General features: G+C 46.3%; 16 protein-coding genes. 9 read left to right on the top strand and 7 right to left on the bottom strand.

Features of this window, described 5'->3' with window-relative positions:
• Positions 1–181 precede the first annotated feature (181 nt).
• Complete coding sequence (locus J4N45_RS02225; protein ID WP_042475876.1) at positions 182–802, top strand: LuxR/HapR/OpaR family quorum-sensing transcriptional regulator; 621 nt, start codon at positions 182–184, stop codon at positions 800–802.
• Between the two features lie 76 nt (positions 803–878).
• On the opposite strand, the gene lpdA is transcribed toward J4N45_RS02225, so the two are convergent.
• The 5 genes from lpdA to ampD form a co-directional block, all read right to left on the bottom strand.
• On the bottom strand, positions 879–2,306 hold the full coding sequence (lpdA, locus tag J4N45_RS02220; protein WP_042475873.1) for a dihydrolipoyl dehydrogenase: 1,428 nt from the start codon (positions 2,304–2,306) through the stop codon (positions 879–881).
• Positions 2,307–2,584: 278 nt separating this feature from the next.
• Positions 2,585–4,498 carry a pyruvate dehydrogenase complex dihydrolipoyllysine-residue acetyltransferase gene (gene aceF, locus J4N45_RS02215; RefSeq protein WP_252013354.1) on the bottom strand — a complete coding sequence of 638 codons (1,914 nt, stop codon included), beginning with the start codon at positions 4,496–4,498 and terminating at the stop codon, positions 2,585–2,587.
• 30 nt (positions 4,499–4,528) lie between these two features.
• Positions 4,529–7,192 (bottom strand): pyruvate dehydrogenase (acetyl-transferring), homodimeric type, encoded by a 2,664-nt coding sequence (gene aceE / locus J4N45_RS02210; protein WP_252013352.1) that lies wholly within the window; start codon positions 7,190–7,192, stop codon positions 4,529–4,531.
• A gap of 56 nt (positions 7,193–7,248) precedes the next feature.
• Positions 7,249–8,016 carry a pyruvate dehydrogenase complex transcriptional repressor PdhR gene (gene pdhR, locus J4N45_RS02205; RefSeq protein WP_042475867.1) on the bottom strand — a complete coding sequence of 256 codons (768 nt, stop codon included), beginning with the start codon at positions 8,014–8,016 and terminating at the stop codon, positions 7,249–7,251.
• Between the two features lie 410 nt (positions 8,017–8,426).
• Positions 8,427–9,008 (bottom strand): 1,6-anhydro-N-acetylmuramyl-L-alanine amidase AmpD, encoded by a 582-nt coding sequence (gene ampD / locus J4N45_RS02200; protein WP_252013350.1) that lies wholly within the window; start codon positions 9,006–9,008, stop codon positions 8,427–8,429.
• Positions 9,009–9,142: 134 nt separating this feature from the next.
• On the opposite strand from ampD, the gene nadC reads away from it, so the two are divergent.
• The 8 genes from nadC to yacG all read left to right on the top strand — a co-directional run bounded on the left by nadC (position 9,143) and on the right by yacG (position 16,185).
• Complete coding sequence (gene nadC / locus J4N45_RS02195) at positions 9,143–10,033, top strand: carboxylating nicotinate-nucleotide diphosphorylase (protein ID WP_234494573.1); 891 nt, start codon at positions 9,143–9,145, stop codon at positions 10,031–10,033.
• Between the two features lie 261 nt (positions 10,034–10,294).
• Positions 10,295–10,726: a pilin gene (locus tag J4N45_RS02190; protein WP_252013347.1), complete on the top strand. Its 432-nt coding sequence runs from the start codon at positions 10,295–10,297 to the stop codon at positions 10,724–10,726.
• 8 nt (positions 10,727–10,734) lie between these two features.
• Positions 10,735–12,420: a type IV-A pilus assembly ATPase PilB gene (gene pilB / locus J4N45_RS02185; RefSeq protein WP_503056846.1), complete on the top strand. Its 1,686-nt coding sequence runs from the start codon at positions 10,735–10,737 to the stop codon at positions 12,418–12,420.
• Positions 12,421–12,432: 12 nt separating this feature from the next.
• Positions 12,433–13,659 (top strand): type II secretion system F family protein, encoded by a 1,227-nt coding sequence (locus tag J4N45_RS02180; protein ID WP_252014637.1) that lies wholly within the window; start codon positions 12,433–12,435, stop codon positions 13,657–13,659.
• A 42-nt stretch (positions 13,660–13,701) separates the two neighbouring features.
• Entirely contained in the window at positions 13,702–14,574 is an 873-nt protein-coding gene (locus J4N45_RS02175) for a prepilin peptidase (protein WP_252013343.1), read from the top strand.
• Complete coding sequence (gene coaE, locus J4N45_RS02170; RefSeq protein ID WP_252013341.1) at positions 14,574–15,182, top strand: dephospho-CoA kinase; 609 nt, start codon at positions 14,574–14,576, stop codon at positions 15,180–15,182. Before J4N45_RS02175 ends, coaE begins: the two co-directional genes overlap by 1 nt.
• Before the next feature lie 31 nt (positions 15,183–15,213).
• Positions 15,214–15,954 (top strand): cell division protein ZapD, encoded by a 741-nt coding sequence (gene zapD, locus J4N45_RS02165; RefSeq protein WP_234494579.1) that lies wholly within the window; start codon positions 15,214–15,216, stop codon positions 15,952–15,954.
• Between the two features lie 36 nt (positions 15,955–15,990).
• Complete coding sequence (gene yacG / locus J4N45_RS02160) at positions 15,991–16,185, top strand: DNA gyrase inhibitor YacG (RefSeq protein WP_128647938.1); 195 nt, start codon at positions 15,991–15,993, stop codon at positions 16,183–16,185.
• A 254-nt stretch (positions 16,186–16,439) separates the two neighbouring features.
• On the opposite strand, the gene rplS is transcribed toward yacG, so the two are convergent.
• Complete coding sequence (rplS, locus tag J4N45_RS02155; RefSeq protein WP_006074418.1) at positions 16,440–16,793, bottom strand: 50S ribosomal protein L19; 354 nt, start codon at positions 16,791–16,793, stop codon at positions 16,440–16,442.
• A 42-nt stretch (positions 16,794–16,835) separates the two neighbouring features.
• The gene (gene trmD / locus J4N45_RS02150) at positions 16,836–17,585 is read right to left on the bottom strand and encodes a tRNA (guanosine(37)-N1)-methyltransferase TrmD (RefSeq protein ID WP_252013339.1); all 750 of its coding nucleotides are present in this window, start codon (positions 17,583–17,585) and stop codon (positions 16,836–16,838) included.
• Positions 17,586–17,609: the final 24 nt, after the last annotated feature.

The following is a 17,609-nucleotide window of genomic DNA, read 5'->3' as shown; positions in this document are numbered from 1 at the left end:
AAAATAAGAGCAGTGGATTTCCATTTTGGAAATAACCTAACTCGCCCTATTTATTGACACGGTGACGTTAGGTTTATGTTGTTTTCCGCTTTGCGAGATAGCTGACTCTAAATAAAGCAGGGTAAAAAGGTAGATTCAAAAAGGATCACCAGCCCTAACTAACGTTGGCAAGGAAAATAATATGGACTCAATCGTAAAAAGACCTAGGACACGTCTGTCTCCGCAAAAGCGAAAGCTTCAGCTCATGGAGATAGCATTAGAAGTATTTGCAAAGCGCGGTATTGGGCGCGGCGGACACGCTGACATCGCAGAGATCGCTCAGGTATCTGTCGCTACAGTGTTTAACTACTTCCCTACTCGTGAAGACTTAGTGGACGAAGTACTTAACCACGTCGTATGTCAATATTCCAACTTCCTCTCGAATACCATCGATCTCGATGTCAATATCAAGGACAACCTGACGAATATCCTAGATAGCGTCGTGGATATGGTGATCGAGGATTGTCACTGGAATAAAGTGTGGTTTGAATGGAGCACGTCTACTCGCGATGAGGTATGGCCGTTGTTTGTAAGCTCAAACAAGACTAGCCAAGCTCTAGTAGAAAATATGTTTATCAGAGCTATCGAACGTGGTGAAGTCTGCCCGCATCATAACCCTAAACACCTAACAAGCTTATTCCACGGTCTTTGCTATTCGCTCTTCGTAGAAGCGATGCGCAATAATGATAGCGATGCGGTGAAATCATTGACGGATTGCTACATGGATATGGTGTGCATCTATAACAATGGCGACGCACACTAAAATTAGTCGATACAAAGCAAATCGAACACAAAAAAACGGCCAGTATCTCTACTGGCCGTTTTTCTTTATTCAGAAATTACTTCTTTTTCTTCGCTTTCGCATTTGGAAGGTCAGTGATTGTGCCTTCAAATACTTCTGCCGCAAGACCAACAGACTCGTGAAGCGTTGGGTGAGCGTGGATAGTCAGAGCGATATCTTCTGCATCACAACCCATCTCGATCGCCAGACCGATTTCACCAAGCAGTTCACCACCGTTAGTACCAACGATAGCACCACCGATAACACGGTGAGACTCTTTGTCGAAAATAAGCTTAGTCATACCGTCAGCACAGTCAGACGCGATCGCACGACCTGATGCTGCCCATGGGAATGTCGCCACTTCGTAGTTGATGCCTTCTGCTTTCGCTTCTTTTTCTGTCTTACCAACCCATGCCACTTCTGGCTCAGTGTAAGCAATTGAAGGAATAACTTTCGGGTCAAAGTAGTGCTTCTTACCAGAGATAACCTCTGCCGCTACGTGACCTTCATGCACACCTTTGTGAGCAAGCATTGGCTGACCAACGATGTCGCCGATAGCGTGGATGTGTGGAACGTTAGTACGCATCTGCTTATCAACATTGATAAAGCCGCGCTCATCCACTTCAATACCCGCTTTCTCGGCATCAAGAAGCTTACCGTTTGGCACACGACCGATAGCAACAAGAACGGCATCGTAGCGCTCTGCATCAGCAGGCGCTTTCTTGCCTTCCATTGAAACGTAGATACCGTCTTCTTTCGCTTCAACGGCCGTTACTTTGGTCTCAAGCATCAAGTTGAACTTGTTTTTAATGCGCTTGGTGTAGACTTTAACCATATCTTTATCCGCTGCAGGGATAAGCTGGTCAAACATCTCAACCACATCAACTTGAGAGCCTAGAGAGTGATAAACCGTTGCCATCTCAAGACCGATGATACCACCACCCATGATAAGCAGTTTTCCTGGTACTTCTTTCAGCTCAAGAGCGTCAGTTGAGTCCCAGATACGTGGATCTTCGTGTGGAATAAATGGCAGTTTGATAGGGCGAGAGCCCGCAGCGATGATAGCGTTGTCAAACGTTACTGTTGTTGACTCGCCTTCACCTTCAACAAGGATAGAGTTAGGACCAGTGAACTTACCGTAACCATTAACGATGTTCACTTTACGCATCTTAGCCATACCGCCAAGACCACCGGTAAGTTGGTTTACAACCTTCTCTTTCCAGATACGGATCTTGTTGATGTCTGTTTGTGGCTCACCGAAAACAACACCGTGTTCAGCCATTGCTTTGGCTTCTTCGATAACTTTTGAAACGTGAAGAAGTGCTTTAGATGGGATACAACCCACATTCAGACAGACACCACCTAGGGTGCTATAACGTTCGATAAGTACCGTTTCAAGACCTAGGTCTGCACAACGGAATGCGGCAGAGTAACCAGCAGGACCAGAACCAAGTACAACAACTTGGGCTTTAATTTCTTTGCTCATTTTGACCTCTTGTAGTCATTATCCCTAACAGGCTGAGTGGGTATTGATTTTCTTTTTTATAAACTTCGCTTTGACGCCTAATGACAACGTTTATAGCGTAATGAGTTTAAATATTTATGATTTCAGACCGCCAACATTTTACAGAGATGTTAACGGTGTGAAAAGTAAATCAATTTAGCCTGTGAGCTAGACAACAATTCAATGGGAATTGTTGTATGAATTTGGTTTTTTACCCCTCTAGCTTCCCGGTTGGGGGAGGCTAGAGGGATCAAACTGCCTTAAAGTACCAAGCGACGAATATCGCTCAAGCAGCTGTTTAGATAAGTAATGAAACGTGCACCTTCCGCACCGTCAATCACACGGTGATCGTACGATAGTGAAAGTGGAAGCTGTAGGCGCGGCTCAAATTCTTTACCGTTCCATACTGGCTTCATTTCAGACTTAGACACACCAAGGATACCAACTTCTGGCGCATTTACGATAGGTGTAAATGCCGTACCACCGATACCGCCTAGGCTTGAGATAGTGAAACAGCCACCTTGCATATCTGCAGCAGTTAGCTTGCCTGCACGTGCTTTCTTAGAGATAACCATTAGTTCTTCAGAAAGCTCGTAGATGCCCTTCTTGTTCACATCTTTAAATACAGGAACAACAAGGCCGTTTGGCGTATCCACTGCGATACCAACATTTACGTACTTCTTAAGAATGATGCTCTCGCCATCTTCCGATAGAGAAGAGTTAAATGCAGGGAAGGCTTCAAGTGCTTTCGCAACAGCTTTCATGATGAACACAAGTGGCGTGATCTTCATACCTGAATCTTTCTTCGCTTCGATAGCGTTTTGCTCTTTACGGAACGCTTCTAGAGCTGTGATATCCGCGTTATCCCACTGTGTAACGTGCGGGATCATTACCCAGTTACGGTGTAGGTTAGCACCAGAGATTTTCTTGATCTTAGAAAGCTTCTGAACTTCAGTCTCACCAAACTTGCTGAAGTCAACCTTCGGCCAAGGTAGTAGACCAAGAGCTGAGCCGTCACCGCCTTTGCCAGATGCCGCAGCACCAGACTCAAGACGCTTAAGTGCATCTTTAACGTAAGCTTGAACGTCTTCTTTCAGTACGCGGCTCTTACGACCCGTACCTTTTACTTTCGCTAGGTTAACACCAAACTCACGAGCTAGACGACGAACGACTGGAGACGCGTGCGCATACTCGTGGTTCTCTTGGAAGTCGTTAGCTTGTGGTGCTGCATCCGCTTTCGCTGCTGGAGCCGCCGACGCAGGTGCTGCTGCTGGAGCCGCTGCTTGTGCAGGTGCTGCAACAGGTGCAGGCGCTGCGCCTTCCACCGGAGTGCCGGCCACAACGAACGTCATGATTAGCGAGCCAGTCGTGACTTTATCGCCAGCTGCAATCTTGATTTCTTTAACTGTGCCAGCGAAAGGTGCTGGTACTTCCATAGAAGCTTTGTCGCCTTCTACAGTGATAAGAGATTGCTCTTCTTCCACTGTATCGCCAACCGCTACCATTACTTCAGTAACTTCAACTTCGTCACCGCCGATATCTGGTACGTTTACTTCTTTTTCAGCCGATGCCGCAGGAGCTGCTGCAGGTGCTGCAGAAGCTTCTGCTACTGGAGCTGCCGCACCCGAACCTGCAGTTTCGAATACCATGACAAGAGAACCAGTTGTTACTGAATCACCTTCAGCAATCTTGATCTCTTTAACCGTACCTGCAAATGGTGCTGGTACTTCCATAGAAGCTTTGTCGCCTTCTACAGTTAGAAGAGATTGCTCTTCTTCCACTGCATCGCCAACTTTAACCATGATTTCAGTAACTTCTACTTCGTCACCACCGATGTCTGGAACGTGAACTTCTTTCAGTTCTGCTGCCGCTGCTGCTGGAGCTGGAGCCGCTGCAGGAGCCGCTTCAGCCGCAGGAGCAGGTGCAGCAGCTGCTGCTGCACCTTCGGCTTCGAAAATCATAATTAGAGAACCCGTAGTAACAGAATCGCCTTCCGCTACTTTGATTTCTTTAACAATACCTGCTTGAGACGCTGGAACTTCCATAGAAGCCTTGTCGCCTTCAACAGTGATTAGAGACTGCTCTTCTTCCACCTTGTCGCCAACGCTTACAAGAATCTCAGTAACTTCAACCTCATCCGCACCGATGTCAGGCACATTAATTTCGATTGCCATTGCTTATTTACCTTCTAATTAAGCGCTGTATTAAGCGTAAAGTGGGTTAGTTTTTTCAGTGTCGATGTTGAACTTAGCAATTGCTTCAGTCACAACAGACTTTTCAACATCACCGCGCTTCGCTAGTTCAGTTAGCGCTGCAACTACCACGTAGCCTGCGTTAACTTCGAAGTGACGACGTAGGTTCTCACGGCTGTCTGAACGGCCATAACCATCAGTACCAAGTACTTTGTAAGACTCAGTAGGCATGAATGCGCGAACTTGCTCAGAGTAGTTCTTCATGTAGTCAGTCGCCGCGATTGCTGGCTCAGTACCCATTACTTGTGCAATGTAAGGGACTTTCGCTTCTGCTTCTGGGTGAAGCATGTTGTAGCGCTCTGCGTCTTGACCGTCACGAGTTAGCTCGTTGAACGATGTTACAGAGAATACGTCAGAAGCGATGCCGTACTCTTCGCTTAGAATAGTCGCTGCTTTACGTACTTCGTTCATGATAGTACCAGAGCCCATTAGCTGAACTTTAGACTTGTCACCTGCGTAAGACTCAAGCTTATAGATACCCTTACGGATGCCTTCTTCAGCACCTTCTGGCATTGCTGGCATTGCGTAGTTTTCGTTCATCACTGTTAGGTAGTAGAACACGTTCTCTTGGTTCTCACCGTACATGCGACGGATACCGTCTTGCATGATTACCGCAACTTCGTAAGCGAAAGTTGGGTCGTAAGAGATACAGTTAGGAACCGTGTTCGCCATGATGTGCGAGTGACCATCTTCGTGCTGTAGACCTTCACCGTTTAGCGTTGTACGACCAGCCGTTGCGCCTAGTAGGAAACCGCGAGCTTGTTGGTCACCAGCCATCCATGCCATATCACCTACACGTTGGAAACCAAACATTGAGTAGTAGATGTAGAACGGAATCATTGGTAGATCGTTAGTGCTGTATGATGTTGCCGCTGCAACCCAAGAAGCCATTGAGCCTAGCTCGTTGATACCTTCTTGTAGAACCTGACCTGACGTTGCTTCTTTGTAGTAAGAAACGATACCTTTATCTTCTGGCGTGTATTCCTGACCGTGCGGGTTGTAGATACCGATCTGACGGAATAGACCTTCCATACCAAACGTGCGAGCTTCATCACAGATGATAGGAACAACGTTCTTACCAATGTTCTTGTTCTTAAGCAGGATATTAAGCGTACGAACGTATGCCATCGTCGTTGAGATATCACGCTTCTGCTCGCTTAGTAGCGGCGCGAACTCTTCTAGCTCTGGCACTTTGAATTCTTGAGTAAACTTAGGTAGACGCTGTGGCGTGTAACCTTTTAGAGCTTTACGACGAGCGTGCAGGTATTCATATTCCGCGCTACCTTCTTCAAGTTTCAGGTATGGAAGCTCTGCTACTTTCTCATCAGTTAGAATGTCTTGAAGACCTAGACGATCACGTAAGTGTAGAACGTGCGTCATGTCCATCTTCTTAACTTGGTGTGCGATGTTCTTACCTTCAGCCGCTTCACCCATGCCGTAACCTTTAACAGTCTTAGCTAGGATTACTGTTGGACGACCTTTAGTCTCTGCCGCGTTCTTGTATGCTGCATACAGCTTAGAAGAATCATGACCACCACGTTTAAGCGCGAAGATTTCGTCATCAGTCATGTCTGCAACAAGTGCAGCGGTTTCTGGGTACTTACCAAAGAAGTGCTCACGTACGTATGCACCATCTTTCGATTTAAATGTTTGGTAGTCACCATCTACAGTTTCGTTCATTAGCTGTAGAAGTTTGCCTGACGTGTCTTTCGCCAGTAGTGCATCCCAATTGTTACCCCAGATAACCTTAACAACATTCCAGCCAGCGCCTTTGAATAGACCTTCTAGCTCTTGAATGATGCTACCGTTACCCATTACAGGACCATCTAGGCGCTGAAGGTTACAGTTGATTAGGAAACATAGGTTGTCTAGTTTCTCACGCGCAGCGAAAGAAAGTGAACCACGTGATTCTGGCTCATCCATCTCACCGTCACCCAGGAAGGCATAAACACGCTGAGCTGAAGTGTCTTTTAGGCCGCGACCATTTAGGTACTTAAGGAAACGCGCTTGGTAGATCGAAGAAATAGGACCTAGACCCATAGATACTGTTGGGAACTGCCAGAACTCAGGCATCAGTTTAGGGTGTGGGTATGAAGGAATACCTTTACCGTCTACTTCTTGACGGAAGTTATCTAGCTGCTCTTCAGTCAGACGACCTTCTACGAATGCACGAGAGTAGATACCTGGTGAGATGTGACCTTGATAGTAAACTAGATCGCCACCGTCAGTCTCGTTAGGAGCACGGAAGAAGTGGTTGAAGCACACTTCATAAAATGCTGCTGCAGACTGGTAAGAAGCCATGTGACCACCAAGGTCTAGGTCTTTCTTAGAAGCACGCAATACGATCATGATTGCGTTCCAGCGAATAATCGAACGAATACGACGCTCAAGCGTTGTATCACCAGGGTAAGCTGGCTCTTGTGCTGCTGGAATAGTATTAATGTAGTTAGTGTTGATGCCTGTTGGCATATCAACGCCATCTAAACGAGCTTTCTCTAGAACGGTTTCTAGTAGAAATTGTGCACGTTCTACACCTTCTTCACGAACAACGGATTCAAGTGCTTGAAGCCAATCTTGAGTTTCCAGTGCATCTACGTCATGCTTCATGTCAGACATGGCGATCTATCCTTCTGTTGGTTGGATCTACTTAATTAAAGTAAGCGTTTCTAGTTTTAAGAATCACTATCTTGTTGAATTCGCCTCAAAGAGCGCTCACGACGAGACGCTTCTCGAGTCAAATCTAACAATGTTTCTTCGATGTAAGCTAAATGCGAATGCGACATCTCACGCGCCTTTTCTGGCTGACCAGCGACGATCGCTTCAACGATATTAGCTCGGTGTTTACTGACTTTCTCCACCACCTCAGAGCGGCGGTGTAATAGCTCTAAATTCTGTAGAACATTTTGCTCAAGTAACGGTGCTAGGCTTCGAACAATGTGCAGCAACACAACGTTATGTGCAGCTTCTGTTAGTGCCACAAGAAATGCCATGACCGCGGAGGCTTCAGCCTCAACGTCGCCGGACTCTTGTGCTGTCCGAATATTGCCTAAACATGCTTCAATCTGAGCAAAATCTTCATCGGTGCCACGCAATGCAGCGAAGTAAGCAGAGATACCTTCCATAGCATGACGAGCCTCAAGCAAATCTAGCTGAGTCTCGTTGTGAGAAGATAGGAGGTCTAACAAGGGATCAGAGAAACTTTTCCAGATGTTCTCGCTAACGAACGTGCCACCGCCTTGACGACGGGTTAGAAGCTTCTTCGCTTCAAGTCGCTGAATTGCCTCTCGAATAGAAGGTCGAGAAACATCAAATTGCTTTGCCAGCTCACGTTCAGGTGGAAGCTGCTGCCCTGCTGAAAGCGTTCCTTCAACAATCAAGCGTTCCAATTCTTGCTCGATAACATCCGAAAGTTTCGGCTGACGGATCCTTTGATAAGCCATAACTATTATTCTTTTATTCTTCTACTTTCTAGAGCTGTTAATTGGTATTACCAATTTATAAGTTAGGGTAAAAATTAACACATTTAAAACACCAATGTCTAGTGAAAAATTGATTCACATCATAGAACCGGCCTTGCATTAACCGTTATGAAACATTTATAGATTAAAACATCAACACCCTTGGTCAGACCAATTACATACGAGAAACTTATCGGGTAAATGACGTGCTATGAAAACCCTTAAAAATCAATAAGAAAGGAGTTTATTTGTCAGACAAGGGAAATTGACCAATATCACGTAAAGAAGGAATAACCAGTGCTCTGGTTATTTATAATTTGAATAACAAAATAAATCGTGATGCTTAAAAAGCACCACGAATTCTGCTCAAATGGGCAGGAGTGAATCTTTTATTACAATGTATTTTTGAAACGCGACCAGTCAAAAACTAGACCTGGATCGCTCTTTCTTAGCGGTGCTATGTATTGATGACCAGTGATGCGCTCACGAGTGATCTGCGGATACCGAGCCATTAGCGATTGTGTAAGACGTTGTAAACTCGCATATTGAGCGTTGGTGTAAGCGACATAATCGGTTCCTTCTAGCTCTATTCCAATCGAATAATCGTTACACCTTGCACGCCCTGCAAAACTCGAAACACCAGCATGCCAAGCGCGGGCACTGAAGGGAACAAACTGCACTACCTCCCCGTCACGGCGTATCAAACAGTGTGCGGAGACTTTCATCTTTTCAATCACCTTAAAAAAGGGATGACTCGATGCATCGAGCTGTCCGAGAAAGAAATCTTCTATATAGGGGCCGCCAAATTGTGCCGGTGGCAGGCTGATATTATGCACCACCAGCAGCGACACATCCTCTTCGTCTGGCCTCGCATCAAAATGGGGGGATACCACGCGTCGCGCAGCTTGATACCAACCTTGTTCGTCAATACCGGAAAAGCCCTGTGAACCATAAGGTCTATCTTGGTTTTGCATATATTTTGAGCCTATCTACATCGCTATCGCTTTGATTTTATCCGACAGCCAATAAAATGCGAGATTTGATGCTGAAATTCCGCACAAGCAGGAGTATCATGCCCACTTTGTTCCCCCACTAGACACGTTAAGCGATGAAAAACACACACAACAGCCAAGAACGTCTTGAATATCTAAAGCAGCAACTCCCTTCAGAAATTACTCGTGCCGTGGCAGACACGCTACGTGAAGACTTAGGTGGGACACTGGATGTGAGCGCAGACATCACGGCAAGCCTTATCCCGGCTGAGACTCAAAACGTCGCAACGATCATCACTCGTGAGCATGGTGTGTTCTGTGGTCAAATGTGGGCAGACGAAGTATTCAAACAGCTTGGTGGCGAAGTCCGCATTGAATGGCACGTTCAAGACGGTGACAAAGTAGAGCCAAACCAAGTGCTGTGCACCCTAACGGGCCCGGCTCGCATTTTGCTGACTGGAGAGCGTAACGCGATGAACTTCATCCAAACGCTATCTGGCTGCGCGACAGTGACCGCTGAATACGCAGAGAAAATCGCACACACGCAGTGTCGTCTACTAGACACACGCAAAACGATTCCTGGTCTTCGCAGTGCACTAAAATACGCAGTCGCCTGTGGCGGTGGTTACAACCATCGTATTGGTGTCTTCGACGCTTACCTTATTAAAGAGAACCACATCATCGCTTGCGGTGGCATCACTAAAGCCATCGAGACGGCGAAACAGCTAAACCCAGGAAAACCTGTCGAAGTCGAAACTGAATCTCTTGAAGAGCTACAACAAGCCATAGATGCTGGCGCGGATATCATCATGCTCGATAACTTTACGACGGATATGATGCGTCAAGCGGTAGAGTTGAATGCTGGACGCGCTGCGCTTGAGAACTCGGGCAACGTAACCATGGAAACCATCGCTGAATTTGCAGAAACAGGTGTTGACTACATCTCGGTTGGCGCTCTCACCAAACATCTTAAAGCGATGGACTTATCGATGAGATTCAAAGACTAATCCCTAGGTTCTGATCAAATCATTGCAGTAAAAAGCGAAGCTATGAGCTTCGCTTTTTTGTGTTCCCTCATCCGACGATTTTCCCTCTTAATCAACCGCGCTAGTCCTTATCCTTCAGAGTCAGTCGCACCCAAAATGCAACGACATGCAATGGGCCTTCATTTTTTAGAACCTGTTCTAGGCGTTAACCCATTAACTTTATTGGGTTAAATCTCAGGAGTATGTTCGCTAAGTGCAACTAATTTAGTTAAGGGAATACAAATGAACAAAGCAAACAAGCAACAAGGTTTTACCTTGATTGAGTTAATGATTGTCGTCGCGGTGATCGGGGTACTGGCTGCAGTGGCACTACCTACTTACCAAAACTATATTGCAAAAAGTGAAACATCGTCTGCCCTTGCAACTTTGTCTGCATTAAGAACGCCTATTGAAACGGAAACCTTATCAAATGGTCAGTTTCCGAATCCAGCAAGTGCCGCAAGCTATGGCATTCCCCAATCCTATGCTCTGGGTACTATTACCTTAACGGGCAACAGCGGAGCAGCAGGCACCATTCGCGTAAGTTTTGAGACCGGAAAATCAAGCCCTAAGGTGGCTGGAAATACCCTAGACCTTGTGAGAACTGTCGAAGGAAGCTGGAGCTGCCAAGCAGCAAATATTGATAGTGAATTGCTTCCAAAAGGCTGTAACTAGCTTTGAGCATAAGTAGGCTACCTAGCGTTCTTGCTGAAGCTCAAATTATTTCAGAGAGTCAAAAAGATCGTCTAGTAGAATGCACGCAATCAAGTATGGAGTCTGTTCCATCAATCATTGTGGAATTGGGCTGGCTGACAGCCCAAGACTTAACTTCGGCTTTAGAGAAACTATTTGCTCTGCCCGCTAAACAACTGCATGACTACGACTACATAGAGCTGTGTCGAACAGCAGGACTACGCGAGCTAATTGTAAAAAACCACGCAATTCCGCTCAAGCAAAGTAGCCACACCCTCTCTATCGCAATATCCGACCCGAGCATTGTCGAGTTAGAAAACGATTTTCGTTTTGCGACCGGACTACAGATAGAGCTCGTCATCTGTGATTGCCTTGATATCACATCGGCCATTAAGCGTCTTTATGGCGAAAACCATAAGGGCATCAATCCTAGCTTTAGAGAGCTGACTTCTGAAGCACTAAGCAACCTAGTCCCAATCAGCGATTCGGAGCTCGAGAACGTCGAAGACCTCTCCCAAGATGACTCTCCTGTAAGTCGCTTTATTCATCAGGTATTGACGGATGCCGTGCGCAAAAAAGCCTCGGATATTCATTTCGAACCTTATGAGCACTCTTATCGAATACGGCTACGCTGTGATGGCATATTGATAGAGACTCACCAGCCTGCGACGCAGCTTAGTCGTCGATTGGCAGCTCGGATTAAGATCTTGGCTAAACTTGATATCGCCGAAAGGCGCTTACCGCAAGACGGTCGACTGAAACTGAAACTCTCTGAAGCAGCCTCTATCGATATGCGCGTTTCAACCCTACCCACAGTGTGGGGTGAGAAAATCGTGTTAAGACTTTTGGACGCCGATGCCACCCAGCTCAACATTGATCAGCTAGGTTATACCGAGCAACAAAAATCGCTTTACCTCACCGCACTAAAAAAGCCCCAAGGTATGATCCTAATGACAGGCCCCACTGGCAGTGGAAAAACCGTTTCGCTATACACTGGACTTAGCATTCTCAATACCGCAGAGCGTAATATTTCTACTGCTGAAGATCCGGTTGAGATTCATCTTGAGGGCATCAATCAAGTTCAGATCAATCCAAAGATCGGCTTTGATTTCTCTACCGCCCTTCGATCTTTTTTAAGACAAGATCCCGATATTGTCATGCTCGGCGAAATCCGAGATATCGAAACCGCCGAAATTGCAGTCAAGGCCGCTCAAACGGGCCACCTTGTGTTATCTACACTGCACACCAACTCGACCACAGAGACCGTCATTAGGCTCAAAAACATGGGTGTCGACGCTATCAACCTGTCGTCCTCTCTATCGTTGATCATTGCTCAGCGCTTAGCACGAAAGCTGTGTGAGTGTTGTAAGATACCAGACCCAATGTCCCCTCAACTTCGTCACTCCCTCAACATTCCCAATGAGTCGATAGTCTACCTCGCCAACGAGCAAGGCTGTAATCATTGCAATCATGGTTATCTCGGAAGGACCGGCATCTATGAGGTAATGGCGTTTACCCATGAACTCGCCAGCGCGATAGTTGCTAGCGCAAGCCTAAATGAGATAGAAGCTATTGCTAAGGCTCAGGGAATGAAGACGCTAAAGCAATCTGGTGTGGAAAAGCTAATCGCTGGTATTACTAGCTACAGCGAGCTGCAACGCGTGCTCTACTTTTAGTATCGGGAGAATATAGTGGGTAAGACTGAGCCAACACTAAGCGCATTCCACTGGAAGGGAGTGAACAACCAAGGTAAAAAAGTCTCTGGACAAACGCTCGCCATCACCGAGATGGAAGCTAGAGCGTCGCTAAAGCAGCAGCATATCCAAGTCCGAAAGATAAAACGCCGTAGCCTATCTACTTGGACAAGACTGACTCAACGCATCAATAGTAAGGACATTACGGTACTCACTCGACAACTGTCGACCATGCTCAGTACTGGAATACCGATTGTCCACGCCATTAAGCTCATCGCAGACAATCAATCTAAAGCCGAAATGAAGTCTGTACTATCACAGATCAGTAAAGGGCTTGAGGCAGGCACACCGATATCACGAGTCATGCAAGTCGCTAGCCGCCATTTTGACAGCTTTTACGTTGATATGGTCGCTACGGGAGAAAACTCAGGGAATCTCGCAGGGGTATTTGAACGCTTGGCCGATTATCGGGAAAAACAAGAAATGCTACGCTCAAAAGTTGTAAAAGCCCTTATCTATCCTGTGATGATTCTTTTGGTCTCACTCGGAGTTACCTATCTCATGCTAACCACGGTAGTACCTGAGTTTGAATCCATGTTTCGCGGCTTTAATGCTTCACTGCCATGGTTTACGGTTCAAGTCCTTAATCTATCAAGATGGTTTCAGGAAAATGGATTCTTAGTCGTTAACCTAGTCATTATTAGCACCTTAGGGCTAAAAGTCGCGAGGCAACGAAGTTTCGCCATTCGTCTATCAACCAGCCGTTTAGCCCTTACTGTTCCTATTATCGGACAGGTGATTACCAAGGCATCCATTGCTAAGTTTAGCCGCACACTCTCTACTAGCTTTAGTGCAGGTATCCCAATCTTATCGAGCATCCAAACCAGTGCAAAGACGGCGGATAACCTTTTCTACCAGCAGGTCATCACATCGATCCACACTGATATTGTTGCGGGTGTTCCTATCCACTTAGCGATGCGGCAAGCCAATGCTTTCCCAGAAATGGTGTTGCAGATGGTGATGATAGGTGAGGAGTCTGGCACATTGGATGATATGTTGAATCGCGTTGCATCCATCTACGAAGCAGAAGTCGACAACACGGTGGATAACCTCGGTAAGATTCTCGAGCCTTTTATCATTGTCTTTTTGGGAACCCTAGTCGGTGGACTTGTAGTCGCAATGTACCTTCCCATCTTTAACTTAATGACAGTAATAGGCTAACATAGACATTAACTTATTGATTTATTGCCAGTGTAACCCTAAATGGACGTGTTGATTTATTATCCTTGGTTGTTCGTTGTCTTCGCCACCATTTTTGGTTTGATTATGGGCAGCTTTCTCAACGTCGTGATTCATCGCTTGCCTATTATGATGGAACGCGGTTGGCGAGAGGAATGTGCCGAGGCTTTTCCAGAGTACAAAATCACGCCCCCAGAGGGACAGTACAATCTCAGCGTGCCACGCAGTGCTTGCCCTAAATGTAAGACGCCAATTCGCATCCTAGATAATATCCCCGTGTTGAGCTGGCTGATCCTAAAAGGCCGCTGTCGCCACTGCGATAACAAGATAAGCAGCCGTTATCCGTTAGTTGAACTGCTCACCGCCGCAATGTGTGGAATCGTCGCATGGTACTTGGGATTTAGCTGGTACAGTGTTGCGCTTATTGGTATGACCTTGGTACTCATCAGTGCGACATTTATCGACCTTGATACTATGTTGCTCCCAGATCAACTCACTGTGCCACTGCTTTGGGTTGGGGTCGCATTAGCCTTGTTGGGTATCTCTCCTATCTCACTTCAGGATTCTGTTATTGGCGCCATCGCGGGTTATCTATGCCTCTGGTCTGTGTACTGGCTGTTCAAGCTAGCAACAGGTAAAGAAGGGATGGGTTATGGTGACTTTAAACTGCTCGCAGCGCTCGGCGCATGGTTAGGCTGGCAGTATCTTCCTATGATTATTCTACTTTCTTCTGTTGTAGGCGTTGTGTTTGGTCTCATTCAGCTTAGAATGCAGAGCAAAGGCATCGATACGGCGTTTCCATTTGGCCCTTACCTTGCCATTGCTGGCTGGGTCAGCGCACTGTGGGGCAGCCAGGTTACGTATGCCTATCTTGCGATAACGACAGGAGTGTATTAATGGGGTTTGTTGTTGGTTTAACCGGTGGAATCGCAAGCGGCAAGACCACGGTAGCAAATTTGTTTCGTGATGAGTTTGGAATTGAACTTGTCGATGCCGATGTGGTCGCAAGAGATGTGGTTGATATCGGTTCTGAGGGATTAGCAGCGTTAGAGACACACTTTGGCACAGATATTTTGCAACCAGATGGCTCGCTCAACCGAGCTGAATTACGGACACGTATCTTTGCGAATGATGAAGAGAAAACTTGGGTGAACAACCTACTTCATCCAATGATTCGAGAGCAAATGCTAACAAGGCTTCAAGCCTCGACAAGTCCGTACACATTACTTGTTGTGCCACTGCTGATTGAGAACAACCTTCAAGGTATGGCGGACAGAGTGTTGGTCGTCGATGTTAATGCCCAGACACAAATTAACCGAACAATGACACGTGACGGGGTGCCTGAGGAACAGGTGCGTTCTATACTCAAAGCACAAGTCGATAGAGACACACGGCTAATGCATGCTGATGATGTGATTGATAATAATACTGACAACGCTCAACTTTTGCCCCAAGTCACACAATTGCACCAAAAGTACCTAGCATTATGCGGTAAAAATCGGTGAAAATAGCATGGAAGCGTTTAAAGGCTAGCAGATGATCACAAATAGATTCGAACACCCTCTTAATGAAAAAACAAGAATTTACCTAAGAGTTGAATCTCTACTGAGACAGCTACAACATTCCTCGTCTTTTTCAGATAGCAACCAGCACCAAATCTTCTTCAAATCCATATTTGATTTATTGGAGATCTTCGAACAGATCCAGCTAAAAAGTGAGTTGGCGAAAGATCTTGAGAAGCAGAGACAAACCTACCGTGCTTGGCTGAACGTCGATGATGTTGATCAAGAGATGCTGGGCTCTATTCTTCGTGACCTCGATGGTGTCCATCGCGAGTTGATGGCAGCTGAACGATTTGGACAATCTTTCAAAGAGGACCGATTCTTAAGCACCATTCGCCAACGATTTGGCTTGCCTGGTGGTTCATGCTGCTTTGATCTTCCGACTTTGCACTACTGGTTGCACCTACCGCTCGATAAGCGAATGCACGATGCGGAAAAATGGCTAAGTTCACTCAAGCCATTAATGGATGCCCTACACATGTGGCTCAAACTAACGCGCGAAACAGGTCGCTTTAAACCACAGATTGCACGCGCTGGATTTTTCCAAAGTGATGCCGAAGAAGCCAATATATTGCGACTCAATATTCCCATGCACTATGGCGTGTATCCAATGGTATCTGGGCATAAAAACCGTTTTTCAGTGAAGTTTATTGCCTTTGAGTCGGGGCAAGCCTACCCTAACGATATCGAATTTGAATTAGCGGTTTGTAGCTAGTTCAGCTTTACCTAATAGCCGCACTCAGGAACCATTATGAGTAAACCAACCGTTGTCCCGTGCCCACAATGTCAAAAAGACGTGGTATGGGGTGAAGAAAGCCCGTTTCGTCCATTCTGCTCTAAGCAGTGCCAAATGATTGATTTTGGTGAGTGGGCGGATGAAGAGAACACCATTCCGGGCGCACCAGACATGTCAGACAGCGATGGCTGGTCAGAAGATAGTTACTAACCCGCTGGATACCTCCCCTCATTAAATTTATCGTCATCCCTGCGTAGGCAGGGATCTTGTTGAAGCGCTCACCAAGCCTTGAGTAGATTCCTGCCTGCGCAGGAATGACGCACGCTATATGTACAACAACTCGTTTTTCTCCTCATCCATGCGCAGACGAGGGCTTTTTGAAGCGTTCTCACCATGACTTCAGACATAAAAAAAGCGGAGTCCGAGGACTCCGCTTAATATTTGAGAACGCTAGTAAAATAGCATTACTTCTTAGCAAGTTTCTCTTTGATACGAGCAGACTTACCAGAACGCTCACGTAGGTAGTACAGCTTGGCACGACGTACTGCACCACGGCGTTTAACTTCGATGCTATCAACCATTGGAGAGTGAGTTTGGAACGTACGCTCAACACCTTCGCCGTTCGAGATCTTACGAACAGTGAAAGCAGAGTGAAGACCACGGTTACGGATAGCGATTACAACGCCTTCGTAAGCCTGTAGACGCTCACGGTCACCTTCTTTTACTTTAACCTGAACTACAACAGTGTCACCTGGTGCAAATTTAGGTAGGCCTGATTTCATTTGCTCTTCTTCAAGAGCCTTGATGATGTTACTCATGTTCTTAAATTCCTAGAATAAACTGATACTAAATTAAATAGGTTACTTGCTGTTATTTCGAGTCTCTTTAATGAACTCGGCAAGTAATTGTTCCTGTTCGTCAGTCAGAGCTAGGTTTTCCAGGAGCTCCGGTCTTCTTAGCCAAGTACGGCCTAACGACTGCTGTAGTCGCCAGCGACGAATGTCCTTGTGGTTGCCAGACTTGAGGACACTTGGTACCTCTAAATCGTCTAGAACTTCAGGGCGCGTATAGTGTGGACAATCTAGTAAGCCATTTGCAAAAGAATCTTCTTCTGCTGAAGCAAAATCGCCTAGTACTCCCGGAACAAACCGTGAGACTGAGTCGATTAGCGTCATGGCCGGGATTTCCCCACCTGTCATCACAAAATCTCCAATTGACCATTCTTCGTCAACCTCAGTTTGGATGATGCGCTCATCTACCCCTTCGTAGCGTCCACAAATCAACACAAGGTTGTCGTTTTTCGCTAGTTCTTCTACCCCAGTCTGGTCGAGCTTACGACCTTGAGGAGAAAGGTAAATGACTTTCGTCTTACCCGGTGATGCCTGTTTGGCTGCGTGAATGGCATCGCGCAATGGCTGAACCATCATCAACATGCCAGGACCACCACCGTAAGGTCTATCATCGACAGTGCGATGTTTGTCGTGACTGAAATCACGAGGATTCCATGTCTCAATCGACAGTAGACCTTTTTTAACCGCTTGACCTGTTACTCCATAATCAGTAACGCTGCGGAACATGTCTGGAAAAAGGCTAATTACGCCAACCCACATCTGTTCTCTCGCTCTATTGAGTTA

The organism is Vibrio sp. SCSIO 43140 (genome assembly GCF_023716585.1).
Lineage (GTDB): Bacteria > Pseudomonadota > Gammaproteobacteria > Enterobacterales > Vibrionaceae > Vibrio > Vibrio maritimus_B.
This window is presented reverse-complemented; position numbering and strand designations above follow the sequence as displayed.